Source organism: Psychrobacter immobilis, from assembly GCF_904846175.1.
Classification (GTDB): Bacteria; Pseudomonadota; Gammaproteobacteria; order Pseudomonadales; family Moraxellaceae; genus Psychrobacter; species Psychrobacter immobilis_E.
In genome coordinates, this window is sequence record NZ_CAJGZM010000003.1 from 37,702 (window position 1) to 56,944 (window position 19,243).

Annotated in this window: 15 protein-coding genes; 7 read left to right on the forward strand and 8 right to left on the reverse strand. The window is 43.3% G+C overall.

The genetic code is table 11. The features are described 5' to 3' along the window. Positions 1 to 122 precede the first annotated feature (122 nt). A complete protein-coding gene (locus JMW39_RS04730; RefSeq protein ID WP_201544357.1) occupies positions 123 to 722 on the forward strand; it encodes a hemerythrin domain-containing protein in 600 nt (199 codons plus the stop codon). A 97-nt stretch (positions 723 to 819) separates the two neighbouring features. On the opposite strand, the gene JMW39_RS04735 is transcribed toward JMW39_RS04730, so the two are convergent. Together JMW39_RS04735 and parC are read right to left on the reverse strand one after the other, a co-directional pair. Further along, entirely contained in the window at positions 820 to 1,728 is a 909-nt protein-coding gene (locus tag JMW39_RS04735; protein ID WP_201544359.1) for a hypothetical protein, read from the reverse strand. A gap of 70 nt (positions 1,729 to 1,798) precedes the next feature. Continuing rightward, complete coding sequence (gene parC, locus JMW39_RS04740) at positions 1,799 to 4,120, reverse strand: DNA topoisomerase IV subunit A (RefSeq protein ID WP_201544362.1); 2,322 nt, start codon at positions 4,118 to 4,120, stop codon at positions 1,799 to 1,801. A gap of 583 nt (positions 4,121 to 4,703) precedes the next feature. Between parC and JMW39_RS04745 the strand changes: the two genes are divergently transcribed. From JMW39_RS04745 to JMW39_RS04765, 5 genes are all read left to right on the forward strand, one after another. Then, complete coding sequence (locus tag JMW39_RS04745) at positions 4,704 to 6,431, forward strand: AMP-binding protein (protein ID WP_201544364.1); 1,728 nt, start codon at positions 4,704 to 4,706, stop codon at positions 6,429 to 6,431. 554 nt (positions 6,432 to 6,985) lie between these two features. Then, positions 6,986 to 8,767 (forward strand): AMP-binding protein, encoded by a 1,782-nt coding sequence (locus JMW39_RS04750; protein ID WP_201544366.1) that lies wholly within the window; start codon positions 6,986 to 6,988, stop codon positions 8,765 to 8,767. 198 nt (positions 8,768 to 8,965) lie between these two features. Further along, positions 8,966 to 9,682 carry a ribonuclease PH gene (rph, locus tag JMW39_RS04755; RefSeq protein ID WP_201544368.1) on the forward strand — a complete coding sequence of 239 codons (717 nt, stop codon included), beginning with the start codon at positions 8,966 to 8,968 and terminating at the stop codon, positions 9,680 to 9,682. 73 nt (positions 9,683 to 9,755) lie between these two features. Continuing rightward, positions 9,756 to 10,247: a hypothetical protein gene (locus tag JMW39_RS04760; RefSeq protein ID WP_201544370.1), complete on the forward strand. Its 492-nt coding sequence runs from the start codon at positions 9,756 to 9,758 to the stop codon at positions 10,245 to 10,247. A 337-nt stretch (positions 10,248 to 10,584) separates the two neighbouring features. Continuing rightward, entirely contained in the window at positions 10,585 to 11,346 is a 762-nt protein-coding gene (locus JMW39_RS04765) for a hypothetical protein (protein WP_201544372.1), read from the forward strand. Between the two features lie 132 nt (positions 11,347 to 11,478). On the opposite strand, the gene hemJ is transcribed toward JMW39_RS04765, so the two are convergent. The 6 genes from hemJ to serB form a co-directional block, all read right to left on the reverse strand. After that, positions 11,479 to 11,913, reverse strand: a complete 435-nt coding sequence (gene hemJ, locus JMW39_RS04770) for a protoporphyrinogen oxidase HemJ (RefSeq protein WP_201544942.1) — start codon at positions 11,911 to 11,913, stop codon at positions 11,479 to 11,481. 104 nt (positions 11,914 to 12,017) lie between these two features. Next, positions 12,018 to 13,187 (reverse strand): biotin synthase BioB, encoded by a 1,170-nt coding sequence (gene bioB / locus JMW39_RS04775; RefSeq protein ID WP_201544374.1) that lies wholly within the window; start codon positions 13,185 to 13,187, stop codon positions 12,018 to 12,020. Positions 13,188 to 13,424: 237 nt separating this feature from the next. Continuing rightward, positions 13,425 to 13,931, reverse strand: a complete 507-nt coding sequence (locus JMW39_RS04780) for an SCP2 sterol-binding domain-containing protein (RefSeq protein ID WP_201544381.1) — start codon at positions 13,929 to 13,931, stop codon at positions 13,425 to 13,427. Positions 13,932 to 14,150: 219 nt separating this feature from the next. Continuing rightward, positions 14,151 to 14,540: an AciT family ciprofloxacin tolerance protein gene (gene aciT / locus JMW39_RS04785; RefSeq protein WP_201544382.1), complete on the reverse strand. Its 390-nt coding sequence runs from the start codon at positions 14,538 to 14,540 to the stop codon at positions 14,151 to 14,153. A gap of 239 nt (positions 14,541 to 14,779) precedes the next feature. Beyond that, entirely contained in the window at positions 14,780 to 15,790 is a 1,011-nt protein-coding gene (locus tag JMW39_RS04790; RefSeq protein ID WP_201544383.1) for a DUF368 domain-containing protein, read from the reverse strand. A gap of 139 nt (positions 15,791 to 15,929) precedes the next feature. Further along, on the reverse strand, positions 15,930 to 17,117 hold the full coding sequence (gene serB, locus JMW39_RS04795; RefSeq protein WP_201544384.1) for a phosphoserine phosphatase SerB: 1,188 nt from the start codon (positions 17,115 to 17,117) through the stop codon (positions 15,930 to 15,932). A gap of 435 nt (positions 17,118 to 17,552) precedes the next feature. Here serB and JMW39_RS04800 point away from each other — a divergent pair, with 435 nt between their 5' ends. Further along, positions 17,553 to 19,061: a hypothetical protein gene (locus tag JMW39_RS04800; protein ID WP_201544385.1), complete on the forward strand. Its 1,509-nt coding sequence runs from the start codon at positions 17,553 to 17,555 to the stop codon at positions 19,059 to 19,061. Positions 19,062 to 19,243: the final 182 nt, after the last annotated feature.

Here is a 19,243-nt window from a genome sequence, read left to right on the forward strand (position 1 = left end):
AGCAGTTGATTTTCTGCTTTTTGACTTTATATATTATCTAAACATAGAGTCTTATAAATTTAGTATTGTTAATAAGTTTGTAAGTAAACTCTATTGGGGAAATTTCGTATAAGGACACTACAATGCCTGAATCTACTGATAACACTGTTAGCCAAAAAGCCTTAGACGAGGATTTGTTTACTCTGTCGCCGCGTCATCCTGACAGTCGGCTAGAGGCGGATTGGTTGTTCTTATTTAATAAGCTACCGCCAGATCAATGGTTTAGCGCAGATTATGCTTATAAAACCTCGGGCTGGCTAAAAGTACATACTAACATACGCAAGCGTCAGCGTATCTTGACACAGATAAGTGCAGGCTATCAATCTGGCGAGTATGACTGGGCAGAGTATCGCTCGCAGCTACTCAAGCGCATCAATATGCACATTCTTAAGTTGCATCAGCATCATGGCGTAGAGGATGAGGGCTTTTTCCCTGAGTTTATTAAGATGTATCCGCAGTTACAGGCAGGGTTTGAGATATTGGGCCGCGACCATGTGCGCTTGGATGCGATACTCGATAAGCTGCAAGTGGAAAACGATAGGCTGGCGAGAAGTGAGGTCGAAGATAAAGCGCTGGCAGTGCAATTATATCAAACATTGGTAGACGCAACCGATTTACTCTCGCAACACCTGACCGATGAGGAAGACTTGGTCATTCCTATTTTGGGGTTAAGGCAGGGTTAAAAAATTGATTTTTTGCCTTTAAATGTAGGGTGCGCCCAGCGCACCATTTCCATACGTTATCAATCTTATCGGTGTGTGGAACGCACTCTATTCAAACTTAATTCAATTGTATTGAGTAATCTGCATTGAGAATAAATACTAAGTATCGAAAGTCATCAGAGTTTTCAGATGTAATTTTAATCATATTTCCTAATTGTAGGAAGTTATAACCTTCTTCCATAACTTCTCTTATTCGACGAATATTACTGTCTAGTTCTCCTATCTTTTTAGACCAAAAATCAAGATCTTTACTCAGAAGATTGTCAACATTTAATTTTTGAATTTCTTCAAGCGAGTTTTTAAATTCAATAACGTATAACAACCTTAAATCGTTATATTCATAAAGAAAATTTAGTCCTGTAATACTGTCTGCAACCACCCTTTCGTACTTAGAAACATTTTTTTGACCACTTGCTTCACGTGCATCTATCTCTTCCTTGCTAAGCATTTTATCAATATAGATATTTGGATCATTGTCTTTGACCATCTTACTCAGTTTTTGTACGATTGTTTTAGAATAGTTCCTAGATTTTCCTTTAAAAAACTGCTGAATTTTGTAAGCAGTATCTATACTGCCAAAATCATTTTCTATGCTAGCGACCTCTGAGAACTTTGAGTTGATAGATTTTTGAAAAGTCTCAATCCTTTCTCTTGCTTTGTAGTCTCTATAATACCTATCAAAATCTCTTGAAAGATTTTCAAACTCTACGCTGAAGTGTTTTTTTCCACAATAGCTTCCAATATTCGTTAGTTTGCCTGAAGCTGTTTCTACAATATAACCTTTACCATGTGGAGTCCCACAATTAGATAGACCGCATTTTTCGTAAGTAAGAAACTCATACTTACCCAATATCTGTTTTAGCTCTTCTTCCTTTGGATCGAGAGAGTTAGTATAACCAAGCATCTCAAAAACTTCGTCCCATGTAGAAACTTCTCTAAATCCTTTTTCTATCGTCAAAGCAATCATTTGATTTGTTTCCAATTAAGCCCAGTTATTTTAGAAAGAGAAACTTTAATCCTGTATTCAGAACCATAAACTACCAAACCTCGACACTCGTCACATTCTGAAAACCTCTTGGCAACTGCCCACCACGATTACCACGAGTGCCCGTATAATTGGCTAAATCATTAGGCTTTAGCGTCACATGGCGTTTGCCAGCGGTAATGATTAGGCTGTCTTGCTGACTGAGTGGCGTGATAGCAAGCACCTCTTCACCGTCTTTTAATTTAATCATTTTATTACCTTTACCACGAGCCTGTTCAGGCAAATCATCAAGGGCAAATATCAATAGGTATCCCGCATTGGTCACAACAGCGAGATGGTCAGGCATCGCGCTTACAGTGCTGTTTTCACCCTCTGCATTTTCGTTATTAGCATTGGCAGTCATATCTGCTGGCGCATCGATACGTGCTACAGGCAGTAAGCGACTATCAGCCGCTAGATTGATAATGTTTTTGCCCGCTTTTTGATTGCTATCGAGATTGCCAATAGTATTGATAAAACCATAACCTGCCGAGCTTGCAAGGATGATACGTTGATCTTCCGCGCCGATTAATAGCTGCTCAAAGCTCGCGCCTGCGGGTGGTTTGAGTACGCTGGTCAGCGGATCGCCTTGACCGCGTGCTGAGGCGAGGCTATGGGCATCGATACTATAGCTGCGTCCGGTGCTATCGAGCACGTAGATTCTCTCATTGGATTTAGCACGGACGTGTGCTTGATAGCTATCACCTGAGCGATAAGTCATGCCAGCGGCATCGACGTCATGGCCTTTGGCAGCGCGTATCCAGCCCGCTTTCGATAGGATAGCAGTGACAGGTTCGCTTGGTACGAGATCCGACTCTTTTAGTGCTTGTGCTTCTTCGCGTTCTGCCAATTGTGACACTCGCTCGTTACCGTGTTCTTTCATATCAGCGGTAAGCTCGTCAATCATCAGATTGGTCAGGCTGTCTGGATTGTCCAAGTATTCTTGAATGATAGCGCGTTCGGCAGCGAGCTCGTCTTGCTCGCGGCGCAGTTCAATCTCTTCGAGCTTAGCTAATTGGCGCAGACGAATATCCAAGATAGCGTTGGCTTGGATTTCAGTCAGGTCATAGTCTTGCATTAATGATAATTTTGGATCGTCCTCTTCGCGAATGATGCGAATGACTTCATCAATATTCAGATAAGCAATCAACAAACCTGCGAGGATATGCAAGCGCTTATCAATTTTATCAAGGCGATATTGCAAGCGGCGCGTGACCACTGAACGGCGACAGACGAGCCATTCTTCTAGGATTTCTTTGAGGTTTTTGACCTGTGGCTTACCATTTAAGCCAATCATATTCATATTGACGCGGTAATTGCTCTCGAGGTCAGTACTTGCAAATAAATGGCTCATGACGCGCTGCACATCGACGCGGGTAGATTTTAGCTCTAAGACGATACGACAGGCGTTTTCGTGATCTGATTCGTCATGAATGTCAGTAATCCACGGCAGCTTTTTATCGATCATTAGCTTAGCGATTTGCTCTTGAATTTTATTACCGGATACTTGATAAGGTAACGCGTCGATAATAACGAGATTTTTTTCTTTAGGATCAATATGAAAGGTCGCGCGCATTTTATAGCTGCCACGTCCAGTCTCATACATCGCCTGCAAGTCTTTTTTACTGGTGATGATCTCAGCTGGGGTCGGCAAGTCAGGCGCTGGTATCGACTGCGTTAATTGCTTAACCGATAATTCAGGGTTTTTTAGCAGCCGAATCGCGGCGCGTACCACTTCATTAAGGTTATGCGGTGGGATATCGGTTGCCATACCGACGGCAATACCTGTTGTACCATTTAATAAAATATTGGGCAGGCGGGCGGGCAGGGTAGTTGGCTCCTGCATGGTGCCATCGAAGTTATCTTGCCAATCGACCGTACCTTGTCCGAGTTCTGCAAGCAAAGTATTGGCATAAGCGGACATTTTGGCTTCGGTATAGCGCATAGCAGCAAAGGACTTAGGATCATCAGGGCTACCCCAGTTACCTTGACCGGTAATGAGCGGATAGCGATAACTAAACGGCTGCGCCATCAACACCATCGCTTCATAACACGCGCTATCACCATGTGGATGATATTTACCCAGCACGTCACCGACCGTACGCGCCGACTTTTTCGCCTTTGCCGTCGATTTTAATCCCAGCTCGCTCATGGCATAGACGATACGACGTTGCACAGGTTTTAGACCGTCAGCGATATTGGGTAGCGCCCGATCCATGATGACGTACATCGCATAGTTGAGATAGGCTTGTTCAGTGAATTCCGCCACGGAGCGGGTATCCATCGGTTCGTTGGGAATAATAGCGTCAATCGTATGATCAATAACATCGGACATATAATAGGGTTCACTTATCAGTTTTAATAGCTATAAATAATTGGTGCAAGTGTGCAAATAGGATAGTGCTATCGTAAAGGATATTGGCAGAATTAAAAAGGCATAAGTCACAATAGACGACAGGTCATGACGTGCTACATAAGCATAAAAAGGTTAGGCGCTGTAACTTCGCATATTTTAAAAGTTATACGCACGTCTTTGACAGTAAATAGCGCAAATAGTTCACTAGAAAACCACAGAAAACGTATTGATAGATTAATGTTTATCAGTATATCGTGAGTCATTTAGATGGTATATCTGCTTAAGTACTTGATATTAATATTAATAGATGTCGTCAAGCCATTCTAAGAACTGAAGTATCAATCTTTTATATTGAGTAGTTTGTATAAAGTGTGTATGTTAATCAACAAAGGGCTATTTACCGCTATATTGTTGACCCATTGCTATACATTTATATCGTCTGTCGCCTGCCATCACTAGAGTTATATAGATGGTGAGCTGATAAGGCGATGTTTAGTATGTTTATCACTCGATGATAAAGATGGTTTGGCAGCAGCACACTATTATTAGGAGCAGGAAGATTATGGAAAATCAAGGTAACTTAATTCGTCGTGATGACAAAGCGTGGCTCAAAACCTATGAAAAGCTTGGTATTCGATATCATATTGATATGCCAGCCGCCAATACCTCTTTAATCGATATATTTGAACAGAATTTTGTTAAACATGCTGGTCGTACCGCTTTTGTATGCATGGATGTAAAGCTTTCGTATGAAGATTTAGACCGTTATAGCAAACAGATTGCCGCGTATTTACAGTCGCTCGGACTAAAAAAAGGCGATAAAGTGGGGGTGATGATGCCCAATATCTTGCAGCTACCGGTTGCTGTATTAGGTGTCCTACGTGCTGGCATGACCTTGGTTAACGTCAATCCACTTTATACTACCAAAGAGCTTCAGCACCAGTTGGAAGATTCTGAGACTAAAGTGCTGTTTATCTTAGAAAACTTTGCCAAAACCTATGAAGATATTGGCAAAGACTTGGTGGATCATGTTGTAGTCACGTCGATGGGTGATTTGATGAGCCCATTAAAAGGCTTTATCGTCAATGCGGTCGTGCGCCATGTCAAAAAACTGGTCCCTGATTATACGCTTAAAAATAGCGTAAACTTTAAAAAAGCACTCAATAAATTATCGGCTAAAAAGTATAAACGTCCAACCAATATCGGGCTTGAAGATGTGGCAGTACTACAGTATACCGGTGGTACAACAGGTGTCGCAAAAGGCGCAATGCTCACGCACGGCAACTTGGTCGCCAACTTAATTCAGTGTGACACGTATCTTGGTGATGCTTTTGATAAGTTTGAAGGGCTTAATGAGCAGCCTGTTATTATGACTGCCTTGCCGCTATATCATATTTTCTCATTCACGGTTTGTGGTATGTTCGGCTTATATCGTGGCTGTATCGGACTATTGGTGCCAAACCCACGTGATGGCGCAAGCTTAATCAAAGCTTATAAAGATTATCCACCGGCGTTTTTCCCAGCGGTAAACACGCTATTTAATGCGCTCGCTAATAGCGATGCATTTAAAGCCCTAGACCATAGCAAGCTTGAGATGTCTATGGGCGGCGGGATGGCAGTATTAAAAGACACGGCGGCTAAGTGGGAAAAAATAACCGGCAACATCATTGTGCAAGGTTATGGTTTGTCGGAAACCTCTCCCGTTGCTTCCGCAAACCCGCAAGGTACCGGTGAGTTCTCAGGTAATATCGGTCTACCGATGCCTGGAACGGACATGGCCATCTTGGATGAAGATGGTAATGAAGTCGCACTGGGTGAGCGTGGCGAGATCTGTGTTCGTGGTCCGCAGGTAATGAAAGGTTACTGGAAGCGCGAAGATGCGACAGCTGAAGTGATGACGTCTGACGGTTATTTCCGTACCGGTGATATCGGCGTGATGGATGAAGAGGGTTACTTTAAGATTGTTGATCGCAAAAAGAATATGATTCTGGTATCAGGCTTTAACGTTTATCCAAACGAAGTGGAAGATGTGATGTCAGCTCATCCAAAGATTTTGGAATGCGGCGTCATCGGTGTCGATGATGAAAAGAGCGGCGAAGTGCCGAAGATTTTTGTGGTGCGTAGTGATGACAGCTTAACTAAAGAAGAAGTGCTGGCTTATAGCAAAGAAAATCTAACCGGTTACAAGCGTCCTCGTTATGTCGAATTCATTGACGAGCTACCAAAATCTAACGTCGGTAAGATTCTACACAAAGACTTGCGTGCTTTAGAAGAAAAGAATCACGGTTAAATGATTTATCCCGAGTGTGGCATTTTTATTCATATTTATGAGTATTAATGCGTGCTAAGGTGGCATGAATAACCTTAAGCACTCGATGGCGCAATGATAAAAATGATAAGGTCTATGCAAATGACCTTATCATTTTTTTTATTTTTCTATGAGGGTTTGGTACTATTTATAGAGAATGGCGCGCAAAACTGCTATAGTTCCTGCCGATTATATTTTTGTATTTCACGATAAAAGTGCATGTTTAAGCAGTTAATATTATGATAAAAGCTTCGATCACGATGTCTTTAAATAATAGCTTTTGGCGTTATTGCCTTTGCAACTGGTGATACAATAGGTTTTCAGCATTTGCATATAAGCACTATTTATAATAGCGACAGTAAAATTAAACATACTGCTTATATGTTTAAAAGTTTGTGAATAGTAATTATGCTTAACGCTCAGATATTGAGCAGTTTCTTATTCACAAGTTTTTAATTTTATAAATACGTGGTTGGCGACCACGCTAAGGGCAGCACCTATACTCTATATTTTAACAGCAACATTTAGGGAAGATTATGACGGACAGTATCAATAAAGAAACCAGCAACCATAAAGCTGCGGGCAACGCTCAATCTATAGTTGAAAATGCATTTCCTACCATGCCGACCATTGATAGCGACAGTCCGTGGTTGAGTACTTATGAGCGTTACGGCATCGAGCCGACCATCGATATGCCCGATGATAGTACGTCTTTACTTGAAGTGTTCGAGCGTAACTTTAGCCGTTATGGGCACAAGCCGGCATATATTTGTATGGGCGCGTCAATCACCTTTAAGCAATTAGACTTATACAGCCGTCAAATTGCCAGCTACTTACAGTCGTTAGGATTGGTGAAAGGCGATAAAGTTGGGGTGATGATGCCCAATATCTTGCAGTATCCTATCGTGATGCTTGGTATCATCCGCGCCGGTATGATTTTGGTCAACGTCAACCCTTTATATACCAGCCGCGAGCTGTCGCATCAGCTGCATGATAGTGGCGCTAAAGCTTTGTTTATCGTTGAAAACTTTGCCAAAACTTATCAAGATGCGGAAGACAAAGGTCAAGTGAAGCACGTTATCGTCTGTAAATTGGGCGATATGCTGGGCTTGGTTAAAGGTACAGTCGTCAACCTAGTCGCGCGCCATGTTAAAAAAATGATTCCAGCTTACCGTCTGCCTGAGAGCACCAGTTTTAAGTATGCGCTAAATGCTGTCTCAGCCAGCAAATATAAACGTCCTGATTTAAACCTAAGCGATGTGGCATTGTTGCAATATACGGGTGGTACGACTGGTGTTGCCAAGGGCGCGATGCTCTCGCACGGCAATTTAGTCGCCAATATGCTGCAGATTAGTGCGCTCATGGACAGTGCTTTTGAAGATGATATCGACGCTACGGATGTTCTTTTGACCGCGCTACCGCTATACCATGTGTTCTCATTTATGGTTTGCGGGATGTATAGCATGTACCAAGGTTGCGCAGGCTTGCTTATCCCGAACCCACGTGATTTGGATGGTCTCATTAAAGAGATGGGTAAATATAAACCTGCTTACATCCCTGCGGTAAACACCTTGTTTAACGGTTTAGTGCATAAAGAAGGCTTTGCTGACCTGGATTTCTCTAACCTAAAAGCATCGATTGGCGGCGGTATGTCAGTTTTGCCAAGCGTGGCAAAAGAGTGGCATAAAATCACTGGTCTGCCTATCGTTGAAGGTTATGGTTTGTCTGAGACCTCGCCAGTGGTTGCCTTTAACCCGATGACCATCTCTGAATTCACTGGTAAAATTGGTATTCCTGCCTCTAGCACCGACGTAATTTTGATTGATGAAGAGGATAATGAAGTTGGACTAGGCGATCGCGGTGAAATTTGTGTTAAAGGTCCGCAAGTGATGATTGGCTATCAAAATCGCCCTGAAGAAACGGCTGAAGCCTTTACGGCCAGTGGTCACCTCAAAACAGGTGATATCGGTATTATGGACGAGAAAGGTTTTATCAAAATTGTCGATCGCAAAAAAGACATGATTTTGGTTTCTGGTTTTAACGTGTATCCAAATGAAATCGAAGAAGTCATGAGTGAGCATCCTGCTGTGTTAGAATGCGGCGCTATTGGTATTCCAAACGATGAGCGCGGTGAAGATCCAAAGCTGTTTGTGGTCAAAAAGGGTGATGTGACCGAGCAAGAGCTGCTTGATTTTGGCAGAAAGCAATTGACTGGCTATAAACGTCCACGTCACATCCAGTTTGTTGATGAATTACCAAAATCAAACGTCGGTAAAATCCTCCGTAAAGAATTGCGTAAGATGGAAGGTTTAGAATAACGTTAACGCTAAATTTTGCTAAAGCAGCGGCGTAATAGCTTGGGTGAATCTTGCTATTGCGCCGCTGTCACGTTAGGATATCGTCATATTTACGTCTGCCCGCAACTTTGTGGACGTAATGACTAATCTATTATTTTATAACTATATAACTCTATATAACCATAACTCTGCTTTTACACCATTGTCCTAGGAAATATTATGCGTATTGACAACCGTGAGCTTAACCAACTTCGCTCAATCAGCTTTGAGCGCCATTACACGAAGCATGCTGAAGGCTCAGTCTTGGTCAGCTTTGGCGATACCAAAGTATTGTGTACCGCGAGCGTTGAGGCGGGCGTACCGCGCTGGCTCAAAGGTAAAGGTAAAGGCTGGATTACCGCAGAATACGGTATGTTGCCACGCGCGACCAATACCCGTAATCAACGTGAAGCGGCACGCGGTAAACAATCAGGACGTACGCAAGAAATTCAGCGTTTAATCGGTCGTAGCTTACGGGCGATGATTGATTTGAGTAAGCTTGGCGAAAATACCATTTATCTTGATTGTGATGTCTTGCAAGCAGATGGCGGCACGCGTACTGCCAGTGTGACGGGTGCAGCCATTGCCCTTATTGATGCGTTAGAAAGCCTACAAAAAACCAAAAAGCTAAAAGCTGACCCATTGATTGGTTTGGTTGCGGCGGTGTCGGTTGGTATGAAAGATGGTGAAGCGTATCTTGACCTAAACTACGAAGAAGATGCCAGCTGTGATACCGATTTAAACGTGGTGATGACGCAAAAAGGTGAGTTTATCGAGTTGCAAGGGACGGCAGAAGAAAAGCCATTTACCCGCGCACAAGCAGACGATATGCTGATTCTGGCTGAAAAAGGTATCGCTGAGCTTATCAATATGCAAAAAACAGCGTTAGGTTGGTAAATTTCTCAACGCTCTTTTATGACTTTTTAATTAAATCTTCAACCATTCACTGCTCTTGAACAGGTAATTATGCATGCTAAAGCTGACTGATGACGGCGCTAAAATCACCTTGCAAGGTCAGTCGCCAGCGGCTGACAATGGGCTGTTTTGGTTTGGCTCCGCATTATTGGTTGGGGCAGTAGCGGTTGCTTTGGCAATGAGCCTGCTGCCTGAGCGCTTGGCTATTGGCGCTTTGGCACTGCTGATTGTGGGTAGTTTTATTTTCAATCGTAAGCGCCTGCAACGTAAACAAGCCATGAGCGGCGTTATTAGTAGCGGCATCTTGTGGGTGCGTGATGGCGAGCTGGTGCATGATAATTATGGCAAACGTGAGCATATCCATCTGACTGATGGCGACAAAATCGCATTAATTGGCGAGCAGCTACAGATTGTCGATTGTGATGATATTCGTAAATACCTAATTGGCGGTTTTGATAATGTCCAAGAAGCAAACGCGGCCAAAACTATTCTACAAGGGCAACCGCTGAGCAAACGCCATGCCAATATCAAAATGAGCGACGATTAACGTATTCGATTATTAACGTATTGATATGCTTGAATGTTTTAGTCTATTTTTTTCTATGAACAATATTCAAACTTATGACTGATTATCCTTCCTAAATCTCCGCTTACACTTCTAAAGTTCCTATCTCGTTTTACCGCTTATCCTCGATATCATACCTTTTATCGCTTACCTTAAAGCAATAATACTTGCAGATTCCTGTACAAATGGTTTATAAGTAGGATTGAAAAATCTTATCTTACTGATCGTTCATACGGTTATGGATACTTAGCCTTGATAGCAGTTTATTAAATTGAATCGGCTATATCAATATCCATAATATGGTGACAAGGAGTTGGTCATGTCGCGTTTGTCCATTTGGTCAATCACAACGTCGTGCAGTACATTATTATTTACCTTTGGTCCAGTTTTTCAGGTCAGTCAAGCAAACGCCGATAGCATGAGCGCCCTGATTGTGCAAAAATCTAGCCAACCTGATTATAGCGTCCGTTATAACCCAGCGAACTCGGTGGTTCCTCCTGCCAAAATCAGCACACGCTCTACCATTCAACGCGCTGGCAATGCTGCTAGCTATCGCTCAAATGCGGGCAATGCCCAAAGTAATTACCGTTATCCGGAAGTACAACGGCAAGCACCGTCGGTTATACCCGCATTTTTATCTGGCAATTATGACAATGTCGATAGTGAATATTTACCGCTGCTCAGCAATGCTGAAACCCAGAGCAGTCGCGCGGCGAGTGAAGTCATCAGCACCGCGCGCAAGATGGCATTAAATGAGCGTACGATTATTAAAGGTGGCTGCTGGGACTATCTAAATGCGGTGTTTAATCGAGCAGGGGTGAGCCGCGATACCATCCATAAAGGCACTTACGGTCAAGGTCCTTATGCCAATAGCAACGAGATCGAAGTCGGTGATTGGCTCTATTATATCAATCACGGCTACAATGGTGTCGAGCATAGCGGACTGTTTGTTGGCTGGGTCGATGAGCGCGCCAAACAAGCATTGATACTTAGCTATGCCGGTGAAAATCGCCGTGAACCTGCGCGCTACCGTGTTTATGATTTAAGCAATGTCTATCAAATCATGCGACCAAATGTTTAGTAGTTAAGGGTATTTAGTCAGATTATTGAGACCTAAAAAAGCGTCCATCACTTATTACAGTAATGGATGCTTTTTTGTAGATGTTTAAAATAAAAATACTTCTAAGGTAAATAGCTTTACTGTTAGGTATTTTTAAAAGGGTTTTACCACCACCAAAATCACAATAAAGATTAACGCAAATACGGGTACTTCGTTAAACCAACGCCAAAATTTATGTGATTTATAATGCGGGTTATCAATGAGCTTTTTACGATAAAATCCGCAGGCGCCATGATAGCCAGAAAGTAGCACTACCAATAATAGCTTGACGTGTAGCCAGCCCTGAGGTTTATAAACATCCCAGCCCATTCCCAACATCCATAAACCAAAGAACCAAGTGGCTATCATCGACGGCGTCATGATGCCGCGATAGAGCTTGCGCTCCATAATGGCAAAACGCTCGTGGCTGATGCTATCGTCACTCATCGCATGATAAACGAACAGGCGCGGCAAATAAAATATCGCCGCAAACCAGCACACCATAGAAATAATGTGTGCCGCCTTAATCCAATTAAAATAATCTGCCATCATACTCTCTCTTACGTTTTAATATTTTATGCGCAATTTCGTGATCAATAATGTCGGCAAGCTTAGCGCAGATGACGCGATAATGGTAGCGGCATACTTGGCATTTACTCTGCTAAGACAACTTGCGATTGATGACCGCTCATGGCGTCGAGCACCGGTACATGCTTTGGTGCTCGTGGCGCGGCGAATTGCTTGGTTAAACCAAGCTCGCGCATCAGTCTATCGTCACCTGATTGACTGGCATTGCCTGTGGTCAATAGCTTGTCACCATAAAAGAATGAATTGGCCCCTGCCATAAATGCCAATGCTTGCTCAGAGTCAGATAAGCTTTCGCGCCCAGCAGATAGACGGACATAGCTACTTGGGCAGCAAATGCGTGTGACAGCAATCGTCCGTATCCATTCAAGGACGGGCAGCTGACCTTCTGCTAAAACCTTGTCGCCAATCGGCGTACCTTGAATAGGCACCAATAAATTGACCGGAATCGACTCTGGCGCTTTGGGCATTTTGAGCAGCTCATGTACCCAGTCAATGCGATCATCACGGCTTTCGCCCATGCCAACGATATTACCACTGCAAACGTTAATACCTGAGTTGCGTACGTTTGCAATGGTATCTAGACGCTCATCATAGCTGCGCGTACTGACGACTTGCTCGTAGTAGCTTCTTGAGGTATCCAGATTATGATTGTAATAGTCTAAACCTGCATCCGCCAACTGTTCCGCTTGGTCTGTATCTAGCATCCCAAGGGTCATACAGGTTTCAAGCCCTAATGCTTTGACTTCTTTGACCAGCTCAACCACATAAGGCATGTCTTTTGCGCTTGGGTGTTTCCACGCTGCACCCATACAAAAACGCGATGAGCCTGTGGCTTTGGCGCGTTTGGCAGCGGCAATGACCTTATCGACCTCGATACGTTTTTCTGCCTGTAGCTTAGTAGTATCGCGGTGATGACCAGACTGGGAGCAATAACCGCAATCTTCAGGGCAGTTACCGGTCTTGATAGACAATAAGGTGCTGATTTGGACTTCATTAGCGGTAAAGTGTTGGCGGTGTATCGTCTGCGATTGTAATAACAAATCCATCAACGGCAAGTCAAACAACTGAGCAATCTGTTCACGGCTGTGCTTACTGGCTATTTGTTGCTTAGTTTTAGCGGCGTCAGTTACTAATGTGGCTAAAAAATCATCAGCCACGTTTTTATTATTAAGTGTCGTATCAGTATAGTTATGGTGATTGGCATTCGGTTCTGAGATATTAAGCAATCCTGCCATGAGATAAATCCTTTTATAACAGTATTTAGAAGTGTTAGATAACCTTTGATATTTTTGCCTTTAATAAAGTTAAGAACATAAAATTTAGGCAATAAAAAAGGTTGCCGTATAGTATACCGCAACCTTTTTAGAAAATCAGAATAGTACTAAGTAGTGAATCGTATCTAGATTCTTTATACGCTAGATAGCTGCTATCTGCTTATTTTCATTCGTTACATTATTTATTCGATTGAGTTATTATTTACCCAGTTTATGCTTAGCAACACCGACCCAATGATTGGCAAACTTTTGCGCTTTGTAAGCATAAGGTTTGGCTTGCTGGATGTAAGGTTTGCATTGTTCTGGAACGGCTGGCACGATATGTTTGGCAAGCTTATTGAACCACATCATTAGGCTATAGTCGCCCTCGATGCTCAAGTTGCCTTCTTGCACAGCAGTCATAAAGGCAGGAAGACTGCCTTTGGTCAATAGTTTAACGCCTGTCATTGAGTCTTTAAAATTAATCGTCAAATCCGCTTCTTTGGCATGACCACTATGTTGACTAAATTTACCATTATCAAAGCTATAATAGCGCGCGATATCAGCTTCAGTGCTGGCAAGCTCGATGGTGACTTTACGATCAGCAAACAGCGCTTTAACGTCTTCATCTTCGCTATCAGACAACATTGATAAACGATAACCAATGATTGCCAATAAAACATCTAATGGATCAGACTTAATATCTAATACAGGAACAGTAAACATAATTGAACTCCTAAAGAACCTAAAGAATGAGAAATAAGACGCAAAATAATGCGTACTTTATAACAATTGTGGCGACAAATATATAATTAGATTATAAACGATTGAACGAATGATAGGTTTCAATTCTTTAGGAGTTACGTAGAGCGTCTTAAGTATCTTGTAACATTCAATGACAGCAGTATGAATGGGGCAAACTTAATAAATTATTGAATTATTGAACTACTGAAAGCGCGGCTGATAGTCATCATCATAGACAGGCGTATGTTCAATATAGCGCGCCGCTTGCAGCTCACGTTGCTCGTGCACAGTGCGACTGACGTCTTCGTAACGCAATGCTCTATACAGTACCCAAGCAACCAAAGGCAACCAGCTGATACCCATAGCGACCACATAATTGTGCCATTCTGACAACACCAACCAATAGGTTAATAAACTGTGAATGGCTTCAACCGCCAACCAATAAGCCATGCCGCCAAACAGATACCATAGCAACCAACGCTGCGATGATAAGGCAAGCGCTAGTAACAAACCCATTAGCAGACCAGTACCCAATATGGCGCCAGCGCTCCATGTCTCACTCGCAAAAATAGAAAATATGGTTAATAACATTGTTCATCTCGCTCTTTATCAGGTGAATTCCAACACCGTCATTATGGAAGTTTGCGACCTAAAGCTAAAGAGGCTAGCGACGACTTTGCGACAACAGCTGACGTTTGATTTTTTTAAACCATATTAAGAAAATACTGCGTAAATTCTGCCATTATTGCCAAGAAAATTACCAACAAAAAAAGCGCCACAATCATGGACGCTTTTTTGGACTTAATATATTTTTTAACGTAGATTTAGCTTTAAGGACGAACGCCGCGGCGTCCCCACCATGATAGAGCAGTAACTAAAACGGCTCCTAACAGCATCAAACCTAAAGTAGTCAGCCAATGAGCGCCAGTAGGATACTGCCATGGCATGACATTATTGATGGCATCACTACTTAATGTACCTAGCGCATCGGTTTTCCATGGCCATACTTTCACTAGCGAACCGGCGATAAAGCCTGTCAGCAATGCAAGTGTTGCTTGATAGTAGCGTGATAGCAGCCATTTGAGCATGCGGGTAAATAATAATAACCCTGTTGCCATACCCGCAATGACTGTGAATATAATGCTAAAGTTTAGCGTATGAACCGCTTCGAGTACCGAATCATAAGCGCCCATTAGTAATAGGATAAATGACCCCGAAATACCGGGTAATATCATCGCACAAATAGCAATCGCGCCAGCAAGAAATAAATAGGGTAAGCTCGGTGCGGTAGTCAATAACGGCAAGCTACTAATCACAACGGCGCTACCAGCTCCCAGCAAAAATAATGCGATCCGTCCTATATTCCAGCGCGTAATCTCAGTCAATAAGATAAAGACAGTCGCCACCACCAAACCAAAAAAGAATGACCAAATCAGTAAAGGTTGATTGTCTAATAAGTGCTTAATGAGTCCGGCTAAGGTGGCAAAACTGGTGGCGATACCAAGTAATAGACACACTAAAAAAGTGGCATCAACCTGTCGCCACACTGCAACCAAGCCTCTCAGCCCGCTCTCTTGACGAAATATCTGCCAAAGGTTGGGACCCACGCTACTTAGCGCATTAATCAAGCGCTCATAAATCCCCGCAATCAAGGCAATGGTACCGCCAGAAACACCGGGCACAATGTCCGCCGCACCCATGGCAATACCTTTGACATAAACACCCAATAACTGTTTTGGATTGTCGTGATAAATGGGGCTGCTCTCGTCAGCTATAGGCTGGCTGGCTGCATGAGTGGAAGATGACGGCGCATCTGGCCGTGGGGATTGTGATGCCGTCATGGACATTCCTTTCTTATTTAACAAGTTAAAAGTGAGATGAATAGGGTAAAAGAGATATAAGTATAAAAAATGCTTCAACCATAAAAACTAGGCTAAGAATAAACCCTTAACCTAGCTCGTGGTTTAGCGTGTTTAAGCGTTATTTAGGTCGGGAAAAAGCTGGATAGCCAAGCGCATAAAGAACGCCTTCAAGCCCTGTGACATTGACCGCAGCATCTGCACGCGCTTGGACGATGGGCTTGGCATTAAACGCCACGCCCAAATCAGCCAAAGCCATCATCGGCAAATCATTGGCACCATCACCGACGCAGACTACCTGTGACATATCAATACCCATGCGCTCAGCGGTATGCTCAGCAATCGCCGCTTTTTTAGCACCATTAATAATAGGCAGTTGCACATGACCGGTGACTTCGCCTTCGTCGATATCTAACGCATTGGCATGCACTTCATCGATGCCTAACTGCTCAGCGATATAGCGGGCAAAATAGGTAAAGCCGCCTGAGACTAAAACCGTATGATAACCCAAGGCTTTAAGAGCCGTGATCGTGGTGCGCGCACCTGTTGACAAGGTCAAACGCGTGCAAATATCATCCAGCACGCTCGTTGGAATGCCTTTTAATAATGCCACACGCTGAGCAAAAGATTCATCAAAATCCACTTCACCGCGCATCGCCGCTTCGGTGATGGCTTCTACTTGATCGCCAATCCCAGCGGTTTTTGCCAGCTCAACGATGACTTCCTGCTCAATCAAAGTAGAGTCCATATCAAAGCAAGCCAGCTTATGGGTGCGTAACATATGACCGACCGATAAGATGTGACAATCGACAACGTCTGAGTGGTCGCCACTGCTTGCGCTTTGCGAGTTTTTATAGTCTTCCGCTAAGTCATGACGCAAACGCATGGTCAATTGGTCATCAATAATGTGCGCTGCTGCTGTCTTTTTGGCGGGGTGCATCAGAGTATCGGTGACGGGTACCAGCAAATAGCGGAACACTTGCACATCAACAAATGAGCGCTTGGCAAATGGCTGCGTGGTGTCTATATCAGCAATCTCAACATCGACAAAATTGGCATCGGCATCTTCTGCGACGGTGACCAAATGCCAGTTTGGCTGCTCATCCACCCATGACTGCACATATTGATGGATATCGAGCGAGGATACATGCGTAGGCAATACCACAATCAACGCAAAAACAGGCAAGGATTGCAGCGCATCAAAATCTTGTAGATTAGTACCCTCAGGCAACAATGACGCTACAGAATCGACGGCTTGTTGCCAGGCTTTGCTGTCTTTTGGTAACGAGTAAGATGTATTTTTTTGCATCGCTCAATTGTCCCTTGTATGCTGATATAAGATTGGGAATAATAACAGCTTTACTCGGCAGCGCCTATAGATGAGGTACAAAGTCTCACAGTCAGATAAAAATGCTTATCATGCCTAAAAAGCGCCGTCGAATAAAATAAAATTCTTACAATAAATTTGTGCTATTCGCTAACGCCATAACCCTTACTATGATGATATAGTAGAGAAAATAAGCAGGGGTTTGTTGATGGGTGCGTGCGCCACACATACTTGCATAACAAATCTGCTGTACGATGGCAAAGTCTCGTAAATGGCATTTGATTAAATATTATTTAGCGAGTGGCTGCGGTAGTAAATTGAGCCAAAGTAAATGTAAAAAAATAGCTGCATACTCTTCCAGAAAACGAGCCATAGCCTCGTTTTTACTTCCATTTATCCAAAAAAGTTTAACATATCATGACGTATTTAGCGCCGCGGCAAGGGTTGTTTGCCATTATTCTTCTGGTTAGTTTTTGTTTGCAGACCCTGTTATTGGTCATCAGTACCGATCAGCAGCTGACCAATAGCCGCGCCCAAAAGGGTGAGCAAATGGTCGCCCAGCTTATTGATGAAGCGCGCTTGTCTTTAGAAAACAAAGACCGTGTCAGCCTTAGCGTCATTGCCAACCGCTATACCAGCGAGCAGGACGTGACCCGCATACTGATTAAAGACAATAATGGCGATATCTTAGTGCCAGTCGGTAATGCGCCGATGCAGCAAGGCGATACCATTACTCAAATCGCCACCAAAGGCGATGCGGTCATCGGTAGTGTGGCCTTAACGCTAAAAGATATTAGCAAGGGTGAGATTATCGCTATGCAATGGCCGTTTGTCATTGGCTCAATGCTGCTGCATTTATTGCTATGGCTGATTTATGGTTATATTGCGCGCCCAACCAGAGAACAAATCAATGCGCTCAGCCGTGATATTCAAGACTTGCATCGTGAGCAGTACAGACCAATCGATCAACGTGAATTTGAGCGTGGTTATGAAAGAGATTTTGCGCGTGGCGATGAAACTGAATCTACATCAACAGATTTTGATAGCACCACTAGTGGAACCATGAGCGATGCAAATAACAAAAATCCAAATGCGCGTAAATTAGACCTACCGCGTAAACTAGATATTCATAGTGCGGTAAATCAGTACGTTAGAGGACAGCAAGGTCAAAATTCTGAGCTTGATGCTACTCATGATACCACTGATAATGATACGAGTAATGCTGGCACAGACAGCAGACAAGATGAAGTGGCCGCTGCTAATGCTAACGTCAATAATGACAGCCATAAATCTAATAGTGCAGCGCGCTTGTCTGCTACCCGCCCATTCGATAGTGTCAGCGTCCAAATTGTCTTTCACGATGAGTTCAATATGCTCGAGCGCCTAGCGCCGTCGCAGCGCCTGCCTTATTTGGCCTTATGTACCCAACTCTTAAACCAAGCAGTGACCGAGTTGCTTAAGCAGCCATTGTTACTTGGGGTCAGCGCGCTCAATGAGCCGCACTTTGATGAAACCGGTGCTTATGTCATGCTAAAAGCAAATAATAGCCACGCCAAAGTCGCATTGGCAGGCGTGATGCTTGGTAAGCTCTACTTGATGCTGAATAAAATCATTCACGATAAGCATATTGAGCTATCACGTTTTGCCTTACCAGCAAAAGCGGGCGTCAGTGACAATGCTCAAGTCGAGGCGATGAGTCATCTGTTAGAGAGCGTGGGTAAAAAAGAGCAAATGCTTATTTTGTTACCCAATGCCGGTCTTAAACAAATCAGTCATCATGTACAAGTACAAAGCATCATGCGTCCAACGACCGTTTATGAGCGTGAATGCGCGATATTTGATGGCGGTAATGACGCTATGATTCAGCGCCTAGCAGATGTACGTAATGCGGTATTGATGATTGAAGAGGCAGAAGAGACAGAGTAAATTACAGCGTTAGACGCAAATGAACCCCTACAATTGCCTGTGCGATAAACGCTAGCCTACGTTTTGATTTTGTGCATAATGAGCTCATAGTGATAAAAAGGATTGACAACGCTGGGTAGAGACTTTATAAGGCATATATATATTCACGTATTTTCAATACCCTTGCCGAAAAATGATAGGAG

Excerpts from the sequence above, each read along its gene's own strand:
- hemJ (WP_201544942.1), bottom strand. The coding sequence starts at position 11,913 with ATGGCAGATTATTTTAATTGGATTAAGGCGGCACACATTATTTCTATG.
- JMW39_RS04745 (WP_201544364.1), top strand. The coding sequence starts at position 4,704 with ATGGAAAATCAAGGTAACTTAATTCGTCGTGATGACAAAGCGTGGCTC.
- rph (WP_201544368.1), top strand. The coding sequence starts at position 8,966 with ATGCGTATTGACAACCGTGAGCTTAACCAACTTCGCTCAATCAGCTTT.
- aciT (WP_201544382.1), bottom strand. The coding sequence starts at position 14,540 with ATGTTATTAACCATATTTTCTATTTTTGCGAGTGAGACATGGAGCGCT.
- JMW39_RS04790 (WP_201544383.1), bottom strand. The coding sequence starts at position 15,790 with ATGACGGCATCACAATCCCCACGGCCAGATGCGCCGTCATCTTCCACT.
- JMW39_RS04800 (WP_201544385.1), top strand. The coding sequence starts at position 17,553 with ATGACGTATTTAGCGCCGCGGCAAGGGTTGTTTGCCATTATTCTTCTG.
- JMW39_RS04730 (WP_201544357.1), top strand. The coding sequence starts at position 123 with ATGCCTGAATCTACTGATAACACTGTTAGCCAAAAAGCCTTAGACGAG.
- parC (WP_201544362.1), bottom strand. The coding sequence starts at position 4,120 with ATGTCCGATGTTATTGATCATACGATTGACGCTATTATTCCCAACGAA.
- bioB (WP_201544374.1), bottom strand. The coding sequence starts at position 13,187 with ATGGCAGGATTGCTTAATATCTCAGAACCGAATGCCAATCACCATAAC.
- JMW39_RS04780 (WP_201544381.1), bottom strand. The coding sequence starts at position 13,931 with ATGTTTACTGTTCCTGTATTAGATATTAAGTCTGATCCATTAGATGTT.
- JMW39_RS04750 (WP_201544366.1), top strand. The coding sequence starts at position 6,986 with ATGACGGACAGTATCAATAAAGAAACCAGCAACCATAAAGCTGCGGGC.
- JMW39_RS04765 (WP_201544372.1), top strand. The coding sequence starts at position 10,585 with ATGTCGCGTTTGTCCATTTGGTCAATCACAACGTCGTGCAGTACATTA.
- JMW39_RS04735 (WP_201544359.1), bottom strand. The coding sequence starts at position 1,728 with ATGATTGCTTTGACGATAGAAAAAGGATTTAGAGAAGTTTCTACATGG.
- serB (WP_201544384.1), bottom strand. The coding sequence starts at position 17,117 with ATGCAAAAAAATACATCTTACTCGTTACCAAAAGACAGCAAAGCCTGG.
- JMW39_RS04760 (WP_201544370.1), top strand. The coding sequence starts at position 9,756 with ATGCTAAAGCTGACTGATGACGGCGCTAAAATCACCTTGCAAGGTCAG.